The 15,592-nt window shown below is 67.4% G+C and carries 13 protein-coding genes; 5 read left to right on the plus strand and 8 right to left on the minus strand.

The annotated features are described in order from the left end of the window. Window positions 1-70: 70 nt before the first annotated feature. The 3 genes from E3O19_RS08930 to pepN all read right to left on the minus strand — a co-directional run bounded on the left by E3O19_RS08930 (window position 71) and on the right by pepN (window position 4,464). A complete protein-coding gene (locus E3O19_RS08930; protein ID WP_134566985.1) occupies window positions 71-553 on the minus strand; it encodes a globin in 483 nt (160 codons plus the stop codon). Further along, window positions 543-1,826, minus strand: coding sequence for a mechanosensitive ion channel family protein (locus E3O19_RS08935; protein ID WP_134566986.1), 1,284 nt, complete (start codon window positions 1,824-1,826; stop codon window positions 543-545). Before E3O19_RS08935 ends, E3O19_RS08930 begins: the two co-directional genes overlap by 11 nt. A 94-nt stretch (window positions 1,827-1,920) precedes the next feature. Continuing rightward, the gene (pepN, locus tag E3O19_RS08940; RefSeq protein WP_134566987.1) at window positions 1,921-4,464 is read right to left on the minus strand and encodes an aminopeptidase N; all 2,544 of its coding nucleotides are present in this window, start codon (window positions 4,462-4,464) and stop codon (window positions 1,921-1,923) included. 171 nt (window positions 4,465-4,635) lie between these two features. On the opposite strand from pepN, the gene E3O19_RS08945 reads away from it, so the two are divergent. Then, on the plus strand, window positions 4,636-5,556 hold the full coding sequence (locus E3O19_RS08945) for an NADP-dependent oxidoreductase (RefSeq protein WP_134566988.1): 921 nt from the start codon (window positions 4,636-4,638) through the stop codon (window positions 5,554-5,556). Between the two features lie 89 nt (window positions 5,557-5,645). Here the strand turns inward: E3O19_RS08945 and E3O19_RS08950 are convergent, their stop codons facing one another. The 5 genes from E3O19_RS08950 to E3O19_RS08970 form a co-directional block, all read right to left on the minus strand. Beyond that, the gene (locus E3O19_RS08950; protein ID WP_134566989.1) at window positions 5,646-6,377 is read right to left on the minus strand and encodes a hypothetical protein; all 732 of its coding nucleotides are present in this window, start codon (window positions 6,375-6,377) and stop codon (window positions 5,646-5,648) included. A gap of 66 nt (window positions 6,378-6,443) precedes the next feature. Next, window positions 6,444-7,088, minus strand: coding sequence for a hypothetical protein (locus E3O19_RS08955; RefSeq protein WP_134566990.1), 645 nt, complete (start codon window positions 7,086-7,088; stop codon window positions 6,444-6,446). A gap of 219 nt (window positions 7,089-7,307) precedes the next feature. Then, the gene (locus E3O19_RS08960; RefSeq protein ID WP_134566991.1) at window positions 7,308-8,585 is read right to left on the minus strand and encodes an MFS transporter; all 1,278 of its coding nucleotides are present in this window, start codon (window positions 8,583-8,585) and stop codon (window positions 7,308-7,310) included. 129 nt (window positions 8,586-8,714) lie between these two features. Next, window positions 8,715-10,223, minus strand: coding sequence for an SDR family NAD(P)-dependent oxidoreductase (locus E3O19_RS08965; protein ID WP_134566992.1), 1,509 nt, complete (start codon window positions 10,221-10,223; stop codon window positions 8,715-8,717). A gap of 618 nt (window positions 10,224-10,841) precedes the next feature. Further along, window positions 10,842-12,425 carry an MFS transporter gene (locus E3O19_RS08970; protein WP_134566993.1) on the minus strand — a complete coding sequence of 528 codons (1,584 nt, stop codon included), beginning with the start codon at window positions 12,423-12,425 and terminating at the stop codon, window positions 10,842-10,844. A gap of 186 nt (window positions 12,426-12,611) precedes the next feature. Between E3O19_RS08970 and E3O19_RS08975 the strand changes: the two genes are divergently transcribed. The 4 genes from E3O19_RS08975 to E3O19_RS08990 all read left to right on the plus strand — a co-directional run bounded on the left by E3O19_RS08975 (window position 12,612) and on the right by E3O19_RS08990 (window position 15,580). Continuing rightward, the gene (locus tag E3O19_RS08975; protein ID WP_134566994.1) at window positions 12,612-13,214 is read left to right on the plus strand and encodes a mycothiol-dependent nitroreductase Rv2466c family protein; all 603 of its coding nucleotides are present in this window, start codon (window positions 12,612-12,614) and stop codon (window positions 13,212-13,214) included. A 119-nt stretch (window positions 13,215-13,333) separates the two neighbouring features. Further along, on the plus strand, window positions 13,334-14,074 hold the full coding sequence (locus tag E3O19_RS08980) for a DUF998 domain-containing protein (RefSeq protein ID WP_134566995.1): 741 nt from the start codon (window positions 13,334-13,336) through the stop codon (window positions 14,072-14,074). Between the two features lie 26 nt (window positions 14,075-14,100). After that, the gene (locus E3O19_RS08985) at window positions 14,101-14,589 is read left to right on the plus strand and encodes a ribose-5-phosphate isomerase (RefSeq protein ID WP_134566996.1); all 489 of its coding nucleotides are present in this window, start codon (window positions 14,101-14,103) and stop codon (window positions 14,587-14,589) included. Between the two features lies 1 nt (window position 14,590). Next, on the plus strand, window positions 14,591-15,580 hold the full coding sequence (locus E3O19_RS08990; RefSeq protein WP_134566997.1) for an Fpg/Nei family DNA glycosylase: 990 nt from the start codon (window positions 14,591-14,593) through the stop codon (window positions 15,578-15,580). Window positions 15,581-15,592 lie beyond the last annotated feature (12 nt).

Below are 15,592 nucleotides of genomic sequence, written 5' to 3' on the forward strand. Positions count from 1 at the left end.
TACGGCTCGGGCTTCGTGCGGGGGACCGGGCTCATCGTGGCTCCAGTGTCAGTGGGCGAACGAAGGGTCGTTACGCGTCGAACGTGTTCAGCATCGCGTGCGCTGCCCGCTCCAGGTAGTCCCAGAGGGTCTCCCGCTGCAGCGGCGGCAGATCGCAGCTGTCCACGGCTTCCCGCATGTGCAGGAGCCAGCGGTCGCGGGCATCCGGGTTCACCTTGAACGGCTGGTGCCGCTGGCGTAGCCGGGGATGGCCGCGCTGCTCGCTGTAGGTGCCCGGACCACCCCAGTACTGCTCAAGGAACATGGTCAGGCGTTTCTCTGCCGGGCCGAGGTCGGCCTCGGGATACATGGCCTTCAGCACGGGGTCGGCCGCGACTCCACGGTAGAACTCGGCGACGAGCTTCTCGAAGAACGGCCGTCCGCCGACCTGCTCGTAGAACGAGGCGCCGATCGCGGCGCCGTGCTCGCCGTCGCGCAGATGCACCGGCGACGGAGTGGGAGGGGCGGCGGGGGTGACCGCTGCGGCGGGCGTGGGGGTGGACTCAGGCGTCATCGCGGATCTCCGGATCTGGTGCCGAGTTCGGCGAGCTCGGGGCGGGGTGTTCGGCGTCCAGTTCTGCTTCGGACTTCACGGGCTTCTCGGCCGGTTTCTCGGGCGCCTTGTTTTCCGACTTTTGGTCCGGATTATCGGGCGCCTTCTGGGCTGGGGTACCGTCGGATGGCCGGTCTGCCGGGTGCTCGGCGGCATCCGTGGACACGGTGCGGCCCTTGCGTGGGGCCCGGGGGAGGCGGGGCTTCTTACGCACCGGCACCGGCCCGGTGAACGGGGCGGTGATCGCATCGGGAACGGCCGCGGCGGCGTCGGCGGCGGCGTCGGACGGTTCGTCGGTTCCGGGGAGGGAAGCGGCGTTGATGGAGCCGTCCGGTCCGGTCATCACGACGCTGTTCAGCGGGGTCAGCCCGATGCCCAGACCGTCGAGCGCCTTCTTGAGGTGCAGGCGGAGGTCGCGAGCGAAGTCCCACTTGGCCGAGACCCGGGTCTTCACCACGAGGCGCACGACGAGGGCCTCGGCCGAGATCGACTCGAGTCCCCACACCTCGGGCTTCTCCAGGATGACGGGGCGCCACTTGCGGCTGGAGGCCAGCGCCCTGGCCACCCGGAGTAGTTCGGCCTGCACGGCCTCGACGTCGGAGGCATAGGGGATCGCGAGGTCGACGATCACCCTGGCCCAACCCTGGGACATGTTGCCGACGCGGAGGATCTCTCCGTTGCGCACGAACCAGAGGGTGCCGTCGACGTCGCGCACCTGGGTGACCCGGATGCCGACGGTCTCCACGACGCCGGAGGCGAAGCCGACGTCGACGATGTCGCCGACGCCGAGCTGGTCCTCCACGACCATGAACAGGCCGTTGAGGATGTCCTTGACGATGTTCTGCGCGCCGAAGCCGAGCCCGGCGCCGAGCGCGGCTGTGAGTAGCGCGAAGGAGCCGAGGATGTCCGTGTTGATGATGTTCACGATCAGGAGCACCGAGACGATCAGCAGGGTGACGTTGACGATGTTGGTGAGCACGGAGCCGAGCGTGCGGGTGCGCTGCACCACGCGCACGGCGGCCACCGGCGAGACGCTCAAGGCCTGGGTGTCCATCACGTTCTGGGTCTTCTTGACGCCGGAGACGATCTGCCCGACGACGCGTTCAATCACGAAGTGCAGCCCCCAGCGCAGGACGAAGGCTCCGATGACGATCGCGGCGATGTTGATGACCTTGAGCCACAGAAGGACGGTGAAGAATCGGGTGAGTTCAAGCCAGATTGCGTCGAAGTTCATATTGGATCTAGTCTACCGAGAGGCGCCGGGCAGAGGCTGGGACCCTCGCCGGGACCGGGGTCTCGGGAATTACCGGGCGGATGCTCCGGGCCGGTTAGAGGGCGTCCCTGGCCTGTACGGCAAGGGCGCGGTCCACCCCGGCCAGGTTCTCGATCACCAGTCGGCGCAGCGCGAGCGGCTCCGGGTTGGCGTCGAGCCAGCCGCGGGTGGCGTCGGCCAGGGCCTGGTTGGCCAGCGGAGACGGGTACAGGCCCAGCACGAGCTTCTCCGCGATGGAGAAACTGCGCGACTCCCAGACAGACTGCAGCATGCTGAAGTACGTGTCCACGAAGGGTTCGAGCAGGGTGGTGTCGTTTGCCCGGAGGAAACCGGCCGCCGTCACGCGCACGATGGTGTTCGGCGCGGTGTCGACGTCGATGAGCGACGACCAGGCCGCCTGCTTTCCCTCTGGGGTCGGGATGGCGGCGCGCGCCTGGGCCGCCGACTGGGCGCCCGTCGCGGTGTTGTCGTTGGCCAGGGCCACGTCGATTTCGGCGCTGCCGGCCTTGCCGCCGGCGACGAGGGCGATGAGCAGCTCCCAGGCCAGGTCGGTGTCGATCGTGAGGCCATCCAGCGGCGCGGAGCCGTCACGGAGGGCCGCAACCGAGGCCAGGTGGCTGGCGCCGGAGGCGACGGAGGCGAAGAACTTGACGAATTGGAACTGCGCATCGGTGCCGGCCTCGGCGTGGCGGGCGAGGGACCAGAGGGCGTCGCCGACCTCAGTGACCGTGTTCGCACGGAACTCCTCGGCCACGTAATAGGTCGCGGCCAGCACGACCTGGCCGAGTACGGTGCGAAGCGTGGTCGACTCGGTTTCGGTAGCGACGTTGCCCAGCACGAGGCTGATGAAGTCGCGCGGCGCAGTCTCGGCGTCGCGGGTGGCGTCCCAGACGGCACCCCAGACGATCGCCCGGGCGAGCGGGCTCTCGATCGAGGAGAGGTTCTCAAGGGCGACGTCCTGCGACGCGGCGTCGAGGCGGATCTTCGCGTAGGCCAGGTCGTCGTCGTTGAGCAGGACAAGCGAGGGGCGGGCGCGGCCTACGAGCTCGGCGACATCCGTTCTCGGTCCGTCGACGTCGATTTCGATGCGGTGGGTGCGCAGGAGGGCGCCGTCGGCCAGGTCGTAGAAGCCGATCGCGAGTCGATGCGGGCGGATCGTGGGGTAATCGTCCGCGGCGCTCTGCAGCACGGTGAAGCCGGTGATGATTCCGGCCTGGTCGACCGTGATCTCTGGCCGTAGCGTATTCACGCCCGCCGTCTCGAGCCACAGCTTGGTCCACTCGGTGAGGTCGCGGCCACTGGAGGCCTCAAGCTCGACCATCAGGTCGTTCAGCTCGGTGTTGCCCCACTCGTGCTTGGCGAAGTAGGCGGCAACGCCGGCGAAGAACTCGTCCCGGCCGACCCAGGCCACGAGCTGCTTGAGTACGGAACCGCCCTTGGCGTAGGTGATGCCGTCGAAGTTGACCTGCACGTCTTCGAGGTCGGTGATGTTGGCGGTGATGGGGTGCGTCGACGGCAACTGGTCCTGCTTGTAGGCCCAGCTCTTCTCCATCACCGCGAAGGTCGTCCAGGCCTCGGTCCACTCGGTGGCTTCGGCGGTGGCCATGGTCGACGCCCATTCGGCGAACGATTCGTTCAGCCAGAGGTCGTTCCACCACTTCATGGTGACCAGGTCGCCGAACCACATGTGCGCCAGCTCGTGTAGCACGGTGACCACACGACGCTCCCTGATGGCGTCGGTGACTTTGGAGCGGAAGACGTAGGTTTCGGTGAAGGTGACCGCGCCGGCGTTCTCCATCGCGCCGGCGTTGAACTCGGGGACGAACATCTGGTCGTACTTGTCGAACGGGTACGGGTAGTTGAACTTGCCCTCAAAATACTCGAAACCCTGCCGGGTCTTCTCGAACAGGTAGTCCGCGTCAAGATACTCGAACAGGCTCTTGCGGCAGAACAGGCCGAGCGGGATGGTTCGGCCGTCGCTGGAGGTGAGTTCGCTGCGCACTACGGTGTAGGGGCCGGCGACGAGGGCGGTGATGTAGCTGGAGATGGTGTGGGTGGGGGCGAAGGCCCAGGTCTTGTTGCCGTCGCCGGCATCCTTCGGTACGGGAGTGATGGAGTTGGAAATGACCTCCCAGGCCCCGGGCGCGGTCACCGTGAAGGCGAAGGTGGCCTTGAGGTCCGGCTGCTCGAACACCGCGAAGACGCGGCGGGAGTCGGGTACCTCGAACTGGCTGTACAGGTAGACCTCGTTGTCGACCGGGTCGACGAAGCGGTGCAGGCCCTCGCCGGTGTTCGTGTAGACGGCGTCGGAGACGACCGTCAGGGTGTTCTCGGCGGCGAGGCCGTCGAGCCGGATCCGGATGCCGTCGCTGACGGCTGAAGGGTCGAGGGAGACCCCGTTGAGGGTCACCGAGTGCACCGAGCTGGTGATTGCGTCGATGAAGGTGGACGCGCCCGGGGTCGCAGTGAACTCCACCGTGGTCGCGCTGCCGAACGCCTCCGAACCGGTGGTGAGGTCGAGGGCTACCGCGTAGCTCCGCACGGCGATGAGCGCCGCGCGCTCCTGGGCTTCGATCCGGGTGAGGTTTTCTCCAGGCAACGTTTTCTCCATCTCAGTTTCGGCCGGGGCTTCTGGCTCCGGTCGCACGACGGTTAAGCCTAGCCACTATTGCGGCGGAGGCAGAGATAACAAGGGCGGCAGCCCGGGCGGGCGCGCCCGACGACACGCCGGGGTCGGAATACAACCGGACGGGTGGCGGTTGGGACGCAGATGAAAGCAATAACGTATGCGCAGTATGGCAGCCCCGATGTCCTCGAACTCACCGAGCAGCCGATGCCCAAGGTGGGACCCGGCATGGTGCTGGTTCGGGTGAAGGCCGCGGCCGTCAACCCAGTGGACTGGAAGGTCATGGCGGGTTACCTTGACCCGATGATGGACATCCAGTTCCCGGCGATCCCGGGCTGGGACGTCGCGGGTGTTGTGGAATCCGTGGGCCTCGACTCTCCGGAGTTCACGGTCGGCGAGGAGGTCCTCGCCTACGGACGGAAAGACTTCGTGCAGGGCGGAACCTTCGCCGAATTCGTCGCTCTGCCGGAGCGTGTCCTGGCCCGAAAGCCGACGTCACTGGGCTGGGAGCAGGCGGCGGGGTTGCCGCTGGCCGGCCTCACCGCGTACCAGGTGCTGACCCGCCTGGGCGTGGGCGCCGCGGACACCGTGCTGATCCACGGCGGGGCCGGCGGCGTCGGACTGCTTGCGATCCAGATCGCCGTCGCCCGCGGCGCCCGGGTGATCGCCACGGCATCCGAGACGAACCACGCCTTCCTGCGCTCGGTCGGCGCTGAGCCGGTCAGCTATGGCGCCGGCCTCACCGGGCGGGTGCTCGCGGCCGCCCCCGGCGGAGTTGACGTGGTCGCCGACTTCGTCGGCGGCGTGCTCGAGACCACCCTCGCCGTGCTTGCGCCCGGCGGCCGACACGCGTCCATCGCCGACGGAACGGTCGAACAGAACGGAGGAACCTGGATGTGGGTGAGCCCCGTGGCCGCCGACCTGCGGGCGCTCGCCGACCTGGTCGACGCCGGAACCCTCACGGTCGAGGTGGCCCGGTCTTTCCCGCTGGAGGAGGCCGCGGACGCCTTCCGCCTCAGCATGGAGGGCCACACCCGCGGCAAGATCGTGGTGCGGGTGAGCTGAGCCCGGTCTCGTCAGCGGGGCACCCCGACAGCGCTTCGCGCACTGAATCCGTTGAGCCGAGTCCCGCCGGCCCTCCGGATCAGGTGCGATCAGGTGCGCGAGGCGAGGGCCTGCCAGCCGTCGGCCCTCAGCCGGCCCTGGCGCTCGCGGCGCCAGGAGTCCGACTCCGCCACAGCGGAGAGGTGCAGCACCACGCCGACCGTCGGTTCGTCGGAATAGTGCGCGAAGGGCGCATGCTCGACATGGTGGACAACGGTCCGCTGGGCGGCGAATCCAGTCAATTGCCCGGGGACGAAGCTCTCCCCGGCCCGAGGAACGGCATCGACGAGTGTGCGCCGGTGCAGCGCCTCGCCGGTGAATTCCGTACAATCGTCGTCGCCGAAGACCAGGAGTCGCACGTCGATCGCGGTGCGGTTCTTCGTAACCGAGTGCACCGGTCGCACATCGACTTCGGGAGAGCGTTCAGCGACCTGGCCCCGGGTGATCGCACCGGCCTGGTATTCGAACATCGCTGTTGCGACCGCACCGAGGCTGACCCGCTCGGCGTCGTTGCCGATCAGGAACTCCACCTCGTCGTACACCGGATGAACGGGCTCCACGATGAGCACGGCGCGCGCGTCGGGTGTGATCGCATGATCGCCGCGGCTCGCTCGCCCGGCGCCGCTCCCCAGCAGGGACTCCACCTCGTCGTAGACCGGGCTTCCGAGTTCGAGCACGAGTACCGGGCGTTCCCGTTTGACCTTCCGCTCAGTCGTGGCGCGGAGCGAGCTGCGCATCTCACGCAGCAGGGCCTCCCTGAGTTCTGTCGAAATCTCGGTCATCGTCGGCTTTCCGTTTCGTTGCATCGTGCATTGGCGGGGTCGTGCCGTTCAGTGATTCGGGGAAGCTTATGCTCCGGGCGCTGCCACCTGAGTTTGGGGAAGGGCGATGACCCACCCCTCCGTTTGCAGCTCTCGCTGTCTCTGCAGCCGACGTTCGGCTGGCTCGGCCACGGCGGCCACATGCACCACCACCAAGACCGTCGGCGTGTCGCGGTTCTCCGGGAAGGGAGCGTGTTCCACCCGTTCCACCAGCGGTCGCAGCGTGTGGAAGCGACTCAATTGGCCGGGGGAGAAGCATTCGCCGACGCGTGGCACGGCGTCGACCAGGGTGCGCCGGTGCAGGGCCTCACCCGTGTAATGAGTGCAGTGCTCGTCGCCGAACACCAGCACCCAGAGGTCGATGGCGGTGCGATGCGTGGGGACCGCCTGGGTCGGCGGTGTCGGGGTGCTTCCCGCATCCCGGGGAATGCGCCGTAGCCGCGCCATCCGGGCCTGGTGCTCGGCCAGGGCGGTGGCCACGAGAGCGATGCTCTCGTGCTCGGCGATGGTGTCCAGGCGGGACTCGACCTCGTCGTAGAGCGGACTCGCGGCGACCGGGTGGACGCGCGGATGCGCCCGCGGACGCCGGGCGAGCGACGGTTCGATCGGGGCGAGGGAGGCCAGCATGTCGCGCAGCGATAGCTCCCTGGTCGGCGTGGGCGTCTCAGTCATCCGGTGGTTCCGTTCCGGTCGTCATCGGCAGTCGGCGGCACGCACAGCATTGCGCAATTCCGTTTGACCTCATCCGGGTCGGGAGCGAGCGGCCCGTCGGCAGGGCGTGGGGACCGCAAACGAGCACTGACCCCCCAAACTAGTCACAGTTGGGACCAAAACCTAAAGAGTCCGGCGCTTGGGCGCGCCGTGCCCCGTGGTACGTCCCGCCGGTCGAGATTACGCTGGGGGAGCGACCCAGCGGGTGATCCCTGCCAGCACCAGGAGGGCTGCGCCGCCGATGGCCGCGCCGAAGAATGCGTCTTCCGCGCCTCTCGCCTCGATGAGCACCCCGGCCAGGGCGCTGCCGGCCGCGGCCCCGACGTTGTGAGCCGTGTTGACCCACGTCGTCGCCTCGGTGTCCCGCCCGCCTCGCCCGAAAGCGCTCGCCGCGACGTAGGCCACGATCATGATCGGGGACAGGCAGAGGCCGGCCAGCGCGATCAGGAGGCCCAGCACCGGCGTCGATGTGGCCAGGCCGGCGGCCGCGATCCCGACCACGAACAGCCCGGCGATCACGAGCAGCTGGCGTGTCGCCGACGACACTATCCGCAGCGCGCCGTAGACGAGCCCGCCGACCGCGCTGCCCGCGGCGAAGACAGCGAGCACGATTCCCGCCTCAGCGGTCGAGCCGGCATTGCCGGATGTGCCGACCTGGCCCGTTGCGCCGATCAGCGCCGGTACCGCAACGTAGACCGTGCCGACGAGCACTCCGGCCGCGAGCACGGGCAACAGCAGGGCCACGAACCGCGGGTCGGTCAGGAGAGGTTCGCTCCGAGGGCTGCCGTTGGCCGCGGGCCGGGCCGGGCCAAGCAGCATGGCCGGGGAGGAGACCATCAGTACGGTGCCCACCACGATCAGGGCTGCCGGGATGAGAAGGGCCGCGCTGGGGGAGAGCCAGAGCAGGATCGCGCCGGCGAGCACCGGGCCGGCCAGATAGAGCACCTCCTCGAGCACGGCATCGAGGCTGAGGGCTTTTCGGAGGAGTCCCGGTGACGGCACGAGGGCCGCCCAGAGCACGCGCATGATCGGCCCGAGCGGGGGCGCGACGACGCCAACGACCCCGGCCAGTGCGATGCTCCACGAGGCCGAGTCTCCGACAGCGGTCTCGAGAGCGAGCAAGCCGAGGGCGACGGAGAAAGCGATGGCCAGGGCGAGGAGCATGCGTCGCCGGCCGAAGCGGTCAATCAGCCGGGCCCGCAACGGTGCCAGGAAGCCGGCGGTAGCCCCGTAGGCGCCCATGGCTGCCCCGGCAACCGCGTAGGAGCCGGTGGCTGATTCGACCGCGATGAGCATCGGGAGGCCAACGACCGCATACGCGAAACGGCCGGAAAGGGCGCTGGCGAAGACGAACGGCACGCCGGGCGTCGTGAGGATGGCGGCGTAACCGGTCCTCGCGGCCACGTGGGGGAGAGCGGGCGGAATGGGCGACGAGGTGGACGAGGGGGACGAGGGCATGGAGGAACTCCGAAGAATGTGCGCTTCAGGCGCGGGTGAAAGAACCGGGTGGTCGAGGACGAGCCGGTCACTAATCACAGTGGGGGAGCATCCGGCCACGATAGCCGATCGGATGCCGCTCGGGTGGTTCTACCAGGCGGCGGGCTTGTAATCCTTGAGGAAGACGCCGCACAGGTCCTCGCCGGCCTCGCCGCGCACGATCGGGTCGTAGACCCTCGCCGCGCCGTCTACGAGGTCGAGCGGAGCGTGGAAGCCCTCTTCGGCGAGGCGCACCTTGGTGGGATGCGGGCGCTCGTCGGTGATCCAGCCTGTGTCGACACTTGTCATCAGGATGCGGTCGGAGAGCATCTCCTTCGCACTGGTGCGGGTGAGCATGTTCAGCGCGGCCTTGGCCATGTTGGTGTGTGGGTGGCCGGGGCCCTTGTAGCCGCGGCCGAAGACGCCCTCCATCGCGGACACGTTGACGATGTAGGTTCGACGGGCTCCGGAGGCCGCCAGTGAGGCGCGCAGGCGGCTCACCAGCAGGAATGGTGCCGTGGTGTTGCAGAGCTGCACCTCAAGCAGCTCCAGTGGGTCGACGTCTTCCACGTTCGCGGTCCAGCTGTTCGCCTCGTGCAGGTCGGGGACGAGTCCGCCGGCGTCGATGGCGGTGCCGGCGGCGAGGCGTTCGAGCGAGGAAGAACCAGGGGCGAGGGCAAGGGCGGTGAGGTCATCGGCGGTCAGCACGGACGAGGCCGAGCCGGCGGCCGCGGCGGCCAGGATCGGGTGGCTGGTCACGGATGCCGCCAGCGCGGTCGGGTGCGCGTCATTGGTGTGGCCGAAGCTGACGATCTCGGGGATGCTTCCCTCCGGCAGTGGCGACGACTCGGCCTCGACCAGCATCGAATAGGAGCCGGGGGAGCGACGCACGGTTTGCGCCGCGTTGTTGATCAGAATGTCAAGCGGGCCGGCCTCGGCGACAGAGTCGGCCAGGCCGATAACCTGGGCCGGGTCGCGTAGGTCGATTCCGACGATGCGTAGCCGGTGCAGCCAGTTGGACGAGTCGGGCATGGCGCTGAATCTGCGTACCGCGTCGCGCGGGAACCGCGTGGTGATCGTGGTGTGGGCGCCGTCGCGCAGCAGGCGGAGGGCAATGTACATGCCGATCTTTGCCCGGCCACCCGTGAGCAGCGCGCGCTTGCCGGTGAGGTCGGTGCGGGCATCCCGTTTCGCGTGGCTCATGGCAGCACACCTCGGGCAGAGCTGGTGGTAGAACGCGTCTACCAGCGTGTAACGCTCCTTGCAGATGTAGCAGGGTCGGGCCACGAGCAGTTCGCCGGCTGAGGCCTTGGTCGTGCCGAGGCGCAACTGGGCCCCGATCGTCTCGTCGTCGATGCGGGTGGGCGCGCCCGTGGCGGTTGCGGCGATCACCTCGCGGTCGGCATCCGCGATCGCCTGGCGTTTCTCGCCGCGCCGTGCGATCTTGACCGACTTGAACATCTTGGCGGTCGCCTGGCGCACGGTGACGAAGTCGGGGTCGTCCGGGTCGATCGTACTCAGCGACCCGAGCACCCGCAGGGCGACCTCGAGGTCGTGGGGATCGATGGTGGGTGCTGCCTCCGTCGAGGGTGCGGGCTCGGTCGAAGGCGCGGTGCTCATCCGCCAATTCTACGTCGACCCGGATCGAACCGCCCGAGGGCGGCGTGAACAGCTGCCCGAGCCTGTCGAGCCCAGTGATCGTGCCTGGCCCGGTGGTCGAGCCCGTCGACACCCGGTGGATAAACTTTCGAATAGTTATCCACAAGAGGTGACATTCACTCACATTTATGTTCACATGTCGGTATTCTCGTGGTATGGATTCACCGGCAGATCAGCTCAGGCAGGCAGCGGAGACCGTCGCGCGTCTGGGCTGTTCCAGCGCCGATCTGGAGGCCCTGCCTGATGCTGCGGTGCTGACGGGTCACGGTCAGATCGCCGTCGCCCGCCGTCTGATCGAACAGTATGCGGCGTGGATGGCCGCGACGACAAGGCGGTCGGCGAGAAGCAGACCGACTAGTTCTGGTCTCGACTGGCTCGACCACCGCGAGAGAGCCAGGTCTCGACTGGCTCGACCACCGGGAGAGCTCGCCCACAGGGACGGTTCGATCACCGGGCTCGACGGGCTTGACCACCGAGGTGGCCGGAGTCTCGACGGCCGATCGGCCCAGAGACCCACAAGACAGCGGGCCCGATCACTGTCGTGATCGGGCCCGCTGATGTTGACGCTGGGTAGTGTTGCTAGACCTTGAGCGGCTCGGGCTGATCGTCCAGCACCGGAAGCTCGATCGATGAGGTCGGCGGCTCATAGGTGTGGTCGAACGGCATCTCGTCGGTGTTCAGGTCGGGGTTGTCGTCCTGGGTGGCGACGAGTTCGCGGGCTTCGAAGACCGAGTCCACGCTCGGCATCGACCCCAGCAAAGGCAGGCCGGCGGTTTCCCTCATGAAGAAGATGGCGATTCCACCGACCACGGAGGTACCCATCAGGTAGTAGGCCGGCATCATGTCGTCGCCGGTGGCCGCGATCAGCGCCGCGATGATGAACGGCGTGGTGCCACCGAATATCGCGACGGAGAAGTTGTACGCGATTCCCATCGCGCCATAACGACTCTTGGTCGGGAAAAGCGCCGGAAGGGCTGAGGCGAGGTTGGCAACGTAGAACGTCACCGGAAGGGCGATCAGGGCCAGGCCGAGCAGAGTGGACCAAATCTCGCCGACGCCGATCAGTAAGAAGGCCGGGATGGCGAACACGATGGCCGTGATCGAGCCCATCCAGAGCACCGGGCGGCGACCTATCTTGTCGGAGAGTTTTCCGGTCAGCGGGATGCAGAGCGACATGATCACGAGGATCGGGATGGTCAGCAGCGTGCCGTGCAGTTCGTCGTACCCCTTGGTGCTGGTCAGGTAGGTCGGCATGTACGAGGTCAGGGCGTAGCCGAGCGTGTTTGCGGCTGCGACGAGGATCATCGCAACGATGATTCCACGCCAGTGCGCCTTGAAGATGGCTAGCGGGCCGTTGGCGGCAGGCTCCTCGGTCGTCGTGGGATCGCCGGCTAGGGCATCCTTGGCGTCCAGGGTGGCCTGGAAGGTGGGGGATTCCTCGATCTTCATCCGGAACCAGATCGCGATCAGGCCCAGAGGCCCCGCGATGAGGAACGGAAGTCTCCAGCCCCAGTCCTCCATGACCGGCTGACCCAGGGTGATCTGGAGCACCGAGACGAGTGCGGCACCGATGGCGAAGCCGAGGTAACTGCCCATGTCGAGCAGGCTTGCGAAGAATCCGCGGTGCTTGTCGGGGGAGTGCTCGCTGACGAACGTGGTGGCGCCGGCATACTCTCCTCCGGTCGAGAAGCCCTGGACGAGCTTCGTGAAGACGAGGAGCCCCGCGGCGAGCATGCCGACCATGGCGTAGCTCGGGAGTAGGCCGACCGCGAAGGTCGAGGCGGCCATCAGTATCAGCGTCATCGACAGCACCTTCTGGCGGCCAATTTTGTCGCCGAGCCAGCCGAAGAAGACACCACCGAGCGGGCGAGCGATGAACGTGGCGGCGAAGGTGCCGAGCAGGAACAGCGTCTGCACCGTCTTGTCGGCCTCCGGCAGGAATACGGGGCCCATCGTTGTGATCAGGTAACCGAACACTCCGACGTCGTACCACTCCATCGTGTTACCAACGATGGTTCCGCCGAGCGCCTTCTTCAGGCGGGACTGATCGACCACATTGACGTGGGACACCTTTAATCGGCGCTGAAGGAGAGGTTTTCTGGTCTTTCCGGAGGCGCTCGTCACGCCCTTTTTCATGTCGGTCAGGCTGGGGTCTCTCGGCATTTTGGCTTCTCTCGTGGAGGTCAGTTGCTGGTGAAGTGAGGGAGCCCGTGTTCGGGCACAGCTTATAATTTTAGCGCAAAAACGCCGTCAACCCGAATTTTTGCCAGGGATAACGCCTCTGGACAGGGGTTTACATGGGCCAGGGGCCGGGCATTCGGGGGCCATCCTGCATCTAGGCTGGGGTCTATGACTGACACCGTGAAGTTCTGGTTTGACCCCTCCTGCCCCTGGGCCTGGATGACATCCCGCTGGGTGGGAGAGGTCGCCGAACTGCGCGGTTTCGACGTGACCTGGTGCGTGATGAGCCTGGCCGTCCTGAACGAGGACAACGAGGTCAGTGAGGAGTATCGCTCTTTCTTCCCCCGGGCTCTGAAATACACCCGGCTGGTGCAGGCCGCGCAGGAACTGCACGGCCAGAAGACCGTCAAGGCGCTCTACGACGCCCTCGGCACCCGAATCCACCCGGGCGGGAGCACCGAGCCCGACGAAGTCATCCCCGCCGCGCTGGCCGAAGTCGGGCTTCCCGCCTCCTTTGCGGCCTGGGCAGACAGCACCCACTATGACGAGCAGATGCGGGCCAGCCACTTCGACGGGATGAACCGGGTCGGGCAGGACGTGGGAACCCCGGTGATCGCGGTCAACGGCGTGGCCTTCTTCGGCCCGGTAGTGTCCCCGGCGCCCAGGGGAGAACAGGCCCTCGCGCTCTGGGACGGTGTCGTCGCCGTGGCCGGCTACGACGGCTTCTTCGAAATGAAGCGCACTCGCACCGTCGGTCCCATCTTTGATTAGCCACACGTCGGCGCCGGACGAGGATCGCCTCCGCCGGGTTTGAGATCGACGTGAACCGGTCGGCGTGGGAAGGCGCCGGTCGGCGCGCGCCACAGGGCCGCAGGACATACGCTGGCACGATGACCCAGTCCAACCGCCAGTTCACTGCCGGAATCGTCCTACTGTTCGGACTCGTCTACCTCGTTTTCGAATCCGTCGCGGCAGCGGCCTGGATTGATCCACCCTACGACTGGGCCCGGAATTTCATTTCCGACCTGGGCTTCTCGGATTGTGCGGTGGTCGAGGGAAATCGCCTATGCTCCCCATTGAATTCGCTGATGAATGCCGGATTGCTCGTGCAGGGCGCCGTGTTCACGATCGGCGGATTGCTCGTGGCCCGCCTGACCCTCGACACCATCCGGCGGCGAGTGGTGGTCGGGATCCTTCTCGCGACATCGGGAGTCGGCACCTTCTTCGTCGGTGTGCTCCACCAGGGCGTAGCCTTCGAGGCCGCGGGACTCAACCCGCTTCACCTGTTAGCAGCGGCACTGTCGATCGGGGCCGGCAACACGGGCATTCTTCTGCTCGGCGTGTTTCTGGTGGGCAAGGTGCCCTGGCGCGGCTACGGCATCGCCATCCTCCTGCTCGGCGTGGTCGGACTGACCGCCGGGGTGCTGCTGCGCCTCGGCATCGACGCAGGCCTGGGTTACGGCTTCATCGAGCGGATCGCCGTCTATCCGCTGAATGCGTGGACGGTCGGTTCCGGCGTGTACCTTCTCACGAAGTGCGTGCGAGAGCGTCGGCACCCGCTCTCCCGTTCGCGCCCGACCGTCGTCGAGCGGGCCGAGTCGTCGGCGCGCCGCCCCAGCCCGCTGAGCTGACCCGCCGGGCTAAATAGACTCGTCCCATGCGCATCTATATCGCCACCGACCACGCCGGACTCGATTTCAGCCGCCACCTGATCGAGCACCTCACCGAGGCCGGCCACGACGTCATCGACCACGGCCCGCAGACCTACGACGCTCTGGACGACTACCCGTCTTTCTGTATCAACGCCGCCCAGGCCGTCGTCAACGACCAGGCCGCGGGAATCGAGGCGCTCGGCGTGGTCTTCGGCGGCTCGGGCAACGGCGAACAGATGGCGGCCAACAAGGTCGTCGGCGCCAGGGCTGCCCTGGTCTGGAGCCTCAACACCGCCAGGCTCGCCCGCGAGCACAACAACGCCAACGTCATCTCGATCGGGGCCAGACAGCACACCATCGATCAGGCGATCACCTTCATCGACGCCTTCATCGCCGAGCCGTTCCCCGCCGATGAACGGCACCAGCGTCGCATCCGCCAGCTCGCCGAGTACGAGGCGACCCGCGACATCGTCGGCAAAGACATCGTGCGCTAGCGTGCCTGAAGGCCACTCCGTCCATCGCATCGCCCGCCAGTTCGCCCGCAATTTCGTCGGTCGAAGGGTGCACCTGTCGTCTCCGCAGGGTCGTTTCGCCGCGGGCGCCGCGCTGCTCGACGGCCACGTGATGACGGATGCCCGCGCCGTGGGCAAGCAGATGTTCCTCGAGTTCGACCACGGGCTGTGGTTACGCGTGCACCTGGGCATGTACGGCGCGTGGGACTTCGCCGGGGACATCCTGATGGACGCGACCATCGCCTCCGCGAACGGCCGGATGGGACAGACCAACCAGCGCGGCACAGAGGTCGCCCCGGCCGTGTTGGATTCGGCGGGGGAGAACTCCATGCATAGCATCGGGGCGCCGCGTCGCACCCGGGTGCGGATGGCCGAGCAGGAGAAGGAGGACAACCAACTCCACACCTTCCCGCCTGACCCGGTCGGCCAGGTGCGGGTGCGCCTGCTCACCGACGCGGTGTCCGCGGACCTGCGCGGGCCGACGGCCTGCGAGGTGCTCGACCCAGCTCAGGTGCAGGCCCTGATCGACAAGGCGGGACCTGACCCGCAGCTTGACGACAGCACGGCCGCAGAGGACCGGTTCACCGCGGTGGTGTGCCGCAAGCCCACGCCGATCGGCCTGCTCCTGATGGACCAGTCCGTCGTCAGCGGCATCGGCAACGTCTACCGCGCCGAGCTGCTCTTCCGGGCCAGGGTGAACCCGTACGCCCCGGGGAAGACACTCAGCGAAGACACTGTGCGCGGGCTGTGGCGGGACTGGGCGCACCTGCTTGGCATCGGGGTGGAGACCGGCCAGATGATGACCATGGACGACCTCGATGCTGACGCGTGGCGGTCGGCCATGAAGAACCGCGCCGACCGGCACTGGGTCTACAAGCGCGAGGGTGTGCCCTGCCGGGTCTGCGGCACCCACATCACCCTGGCCGAGATGGGCGCCCGCAAGCTCTACTTCTGCCCGCACTGCCAGGCCTGACCCGCTTCGCCT

This window comes from Cryobacterium algoritolerans (assembly GCF_004402785.1).
In the GTDB taxonomy this organism is placed as follows: domain Bacteria; phylum Actinomycetota; class Actinomycetes; order Actinomycetales; family Microbacteriaceae; genus Cryobacterium; species Cryobacterium algoritolerans.

Coding starts and splice junctions, on each gene's coding strand:
- E3O19_RS08975 (WP_134566994.1), top strand. CDS start 12,612: ATGACTGACACCGTGAAGTTCTGGTTTGACCCCTCCTGCCCCTGGGCC.
- E3O19_RS08960 (WP_134566991.1), bottom strand. CDS start 8,585: ATGCCCTCGTCCCCCTCGTCCACCTCGTCGCCCATTCCGCCCGCTCTC.
- E3O19_RS08985 (WP_134566996.1), top strand. CDS start 14,101: ATGCGCATCTATATCGCCACCGACCACGCCGGACTCGATTTCAGCCGC.
- E3O19_RS08970 (WP_134566993.1), bottom strand. CDS start 12,425: ATGCCGAGAGACCCCAGCCTGACCGACATGAAAAAGGGCGTGACGAGC.
- E3O19_RS08945 (WP_134566988.1), top strand. CDS start 4,636: ATGAAAGCAATAACGTATGCGCAGTATGGCAGCCCCGATGTCCTCGAA.
- E3O19_RS08980 (WP_134566995.1), top strand. CDS start 13,334: ATGACCCAGTCCAACCGCCAGTTCACTGCCGGAATCGTCCTACTGTTC.
- E3O19_RS08955 (WP_134566990.1), bottom strand. CDS start 7,088: ATGACTGAGACGCCCACGCCGACCAGGGAGCTATCGCTGCGCGACATG.
- E3O19_RS08930 (WP_134566985.1), bottom strand. CDS start 553: ATGACGCCTGAGTCCACCCCCACGCCCGCCGCAGCGGTCACCCCCGCC.
- E3O19_RS08965 (WP_134566992.1), bottom strand. CDS start 10,223: ATGAGCACCGCGCCTTCGACCGAGCCCGCACCCTCGACGGAGGCAGCA.
- E3O19_RS08935 (WP_134566986.1), bottom strand. CDS start 1,826: ATGAACTTCGACGCAATCTGGCTTGAACTCACCCGATTCTTCACCGTC.
- E3O19_RS08950 (WP_134566989.1), bottom strand. CDS start 6,377: ATGACCGAGATTTCGACAGAACTCAGGGAGGCCCTGCTGCGTGAGATG.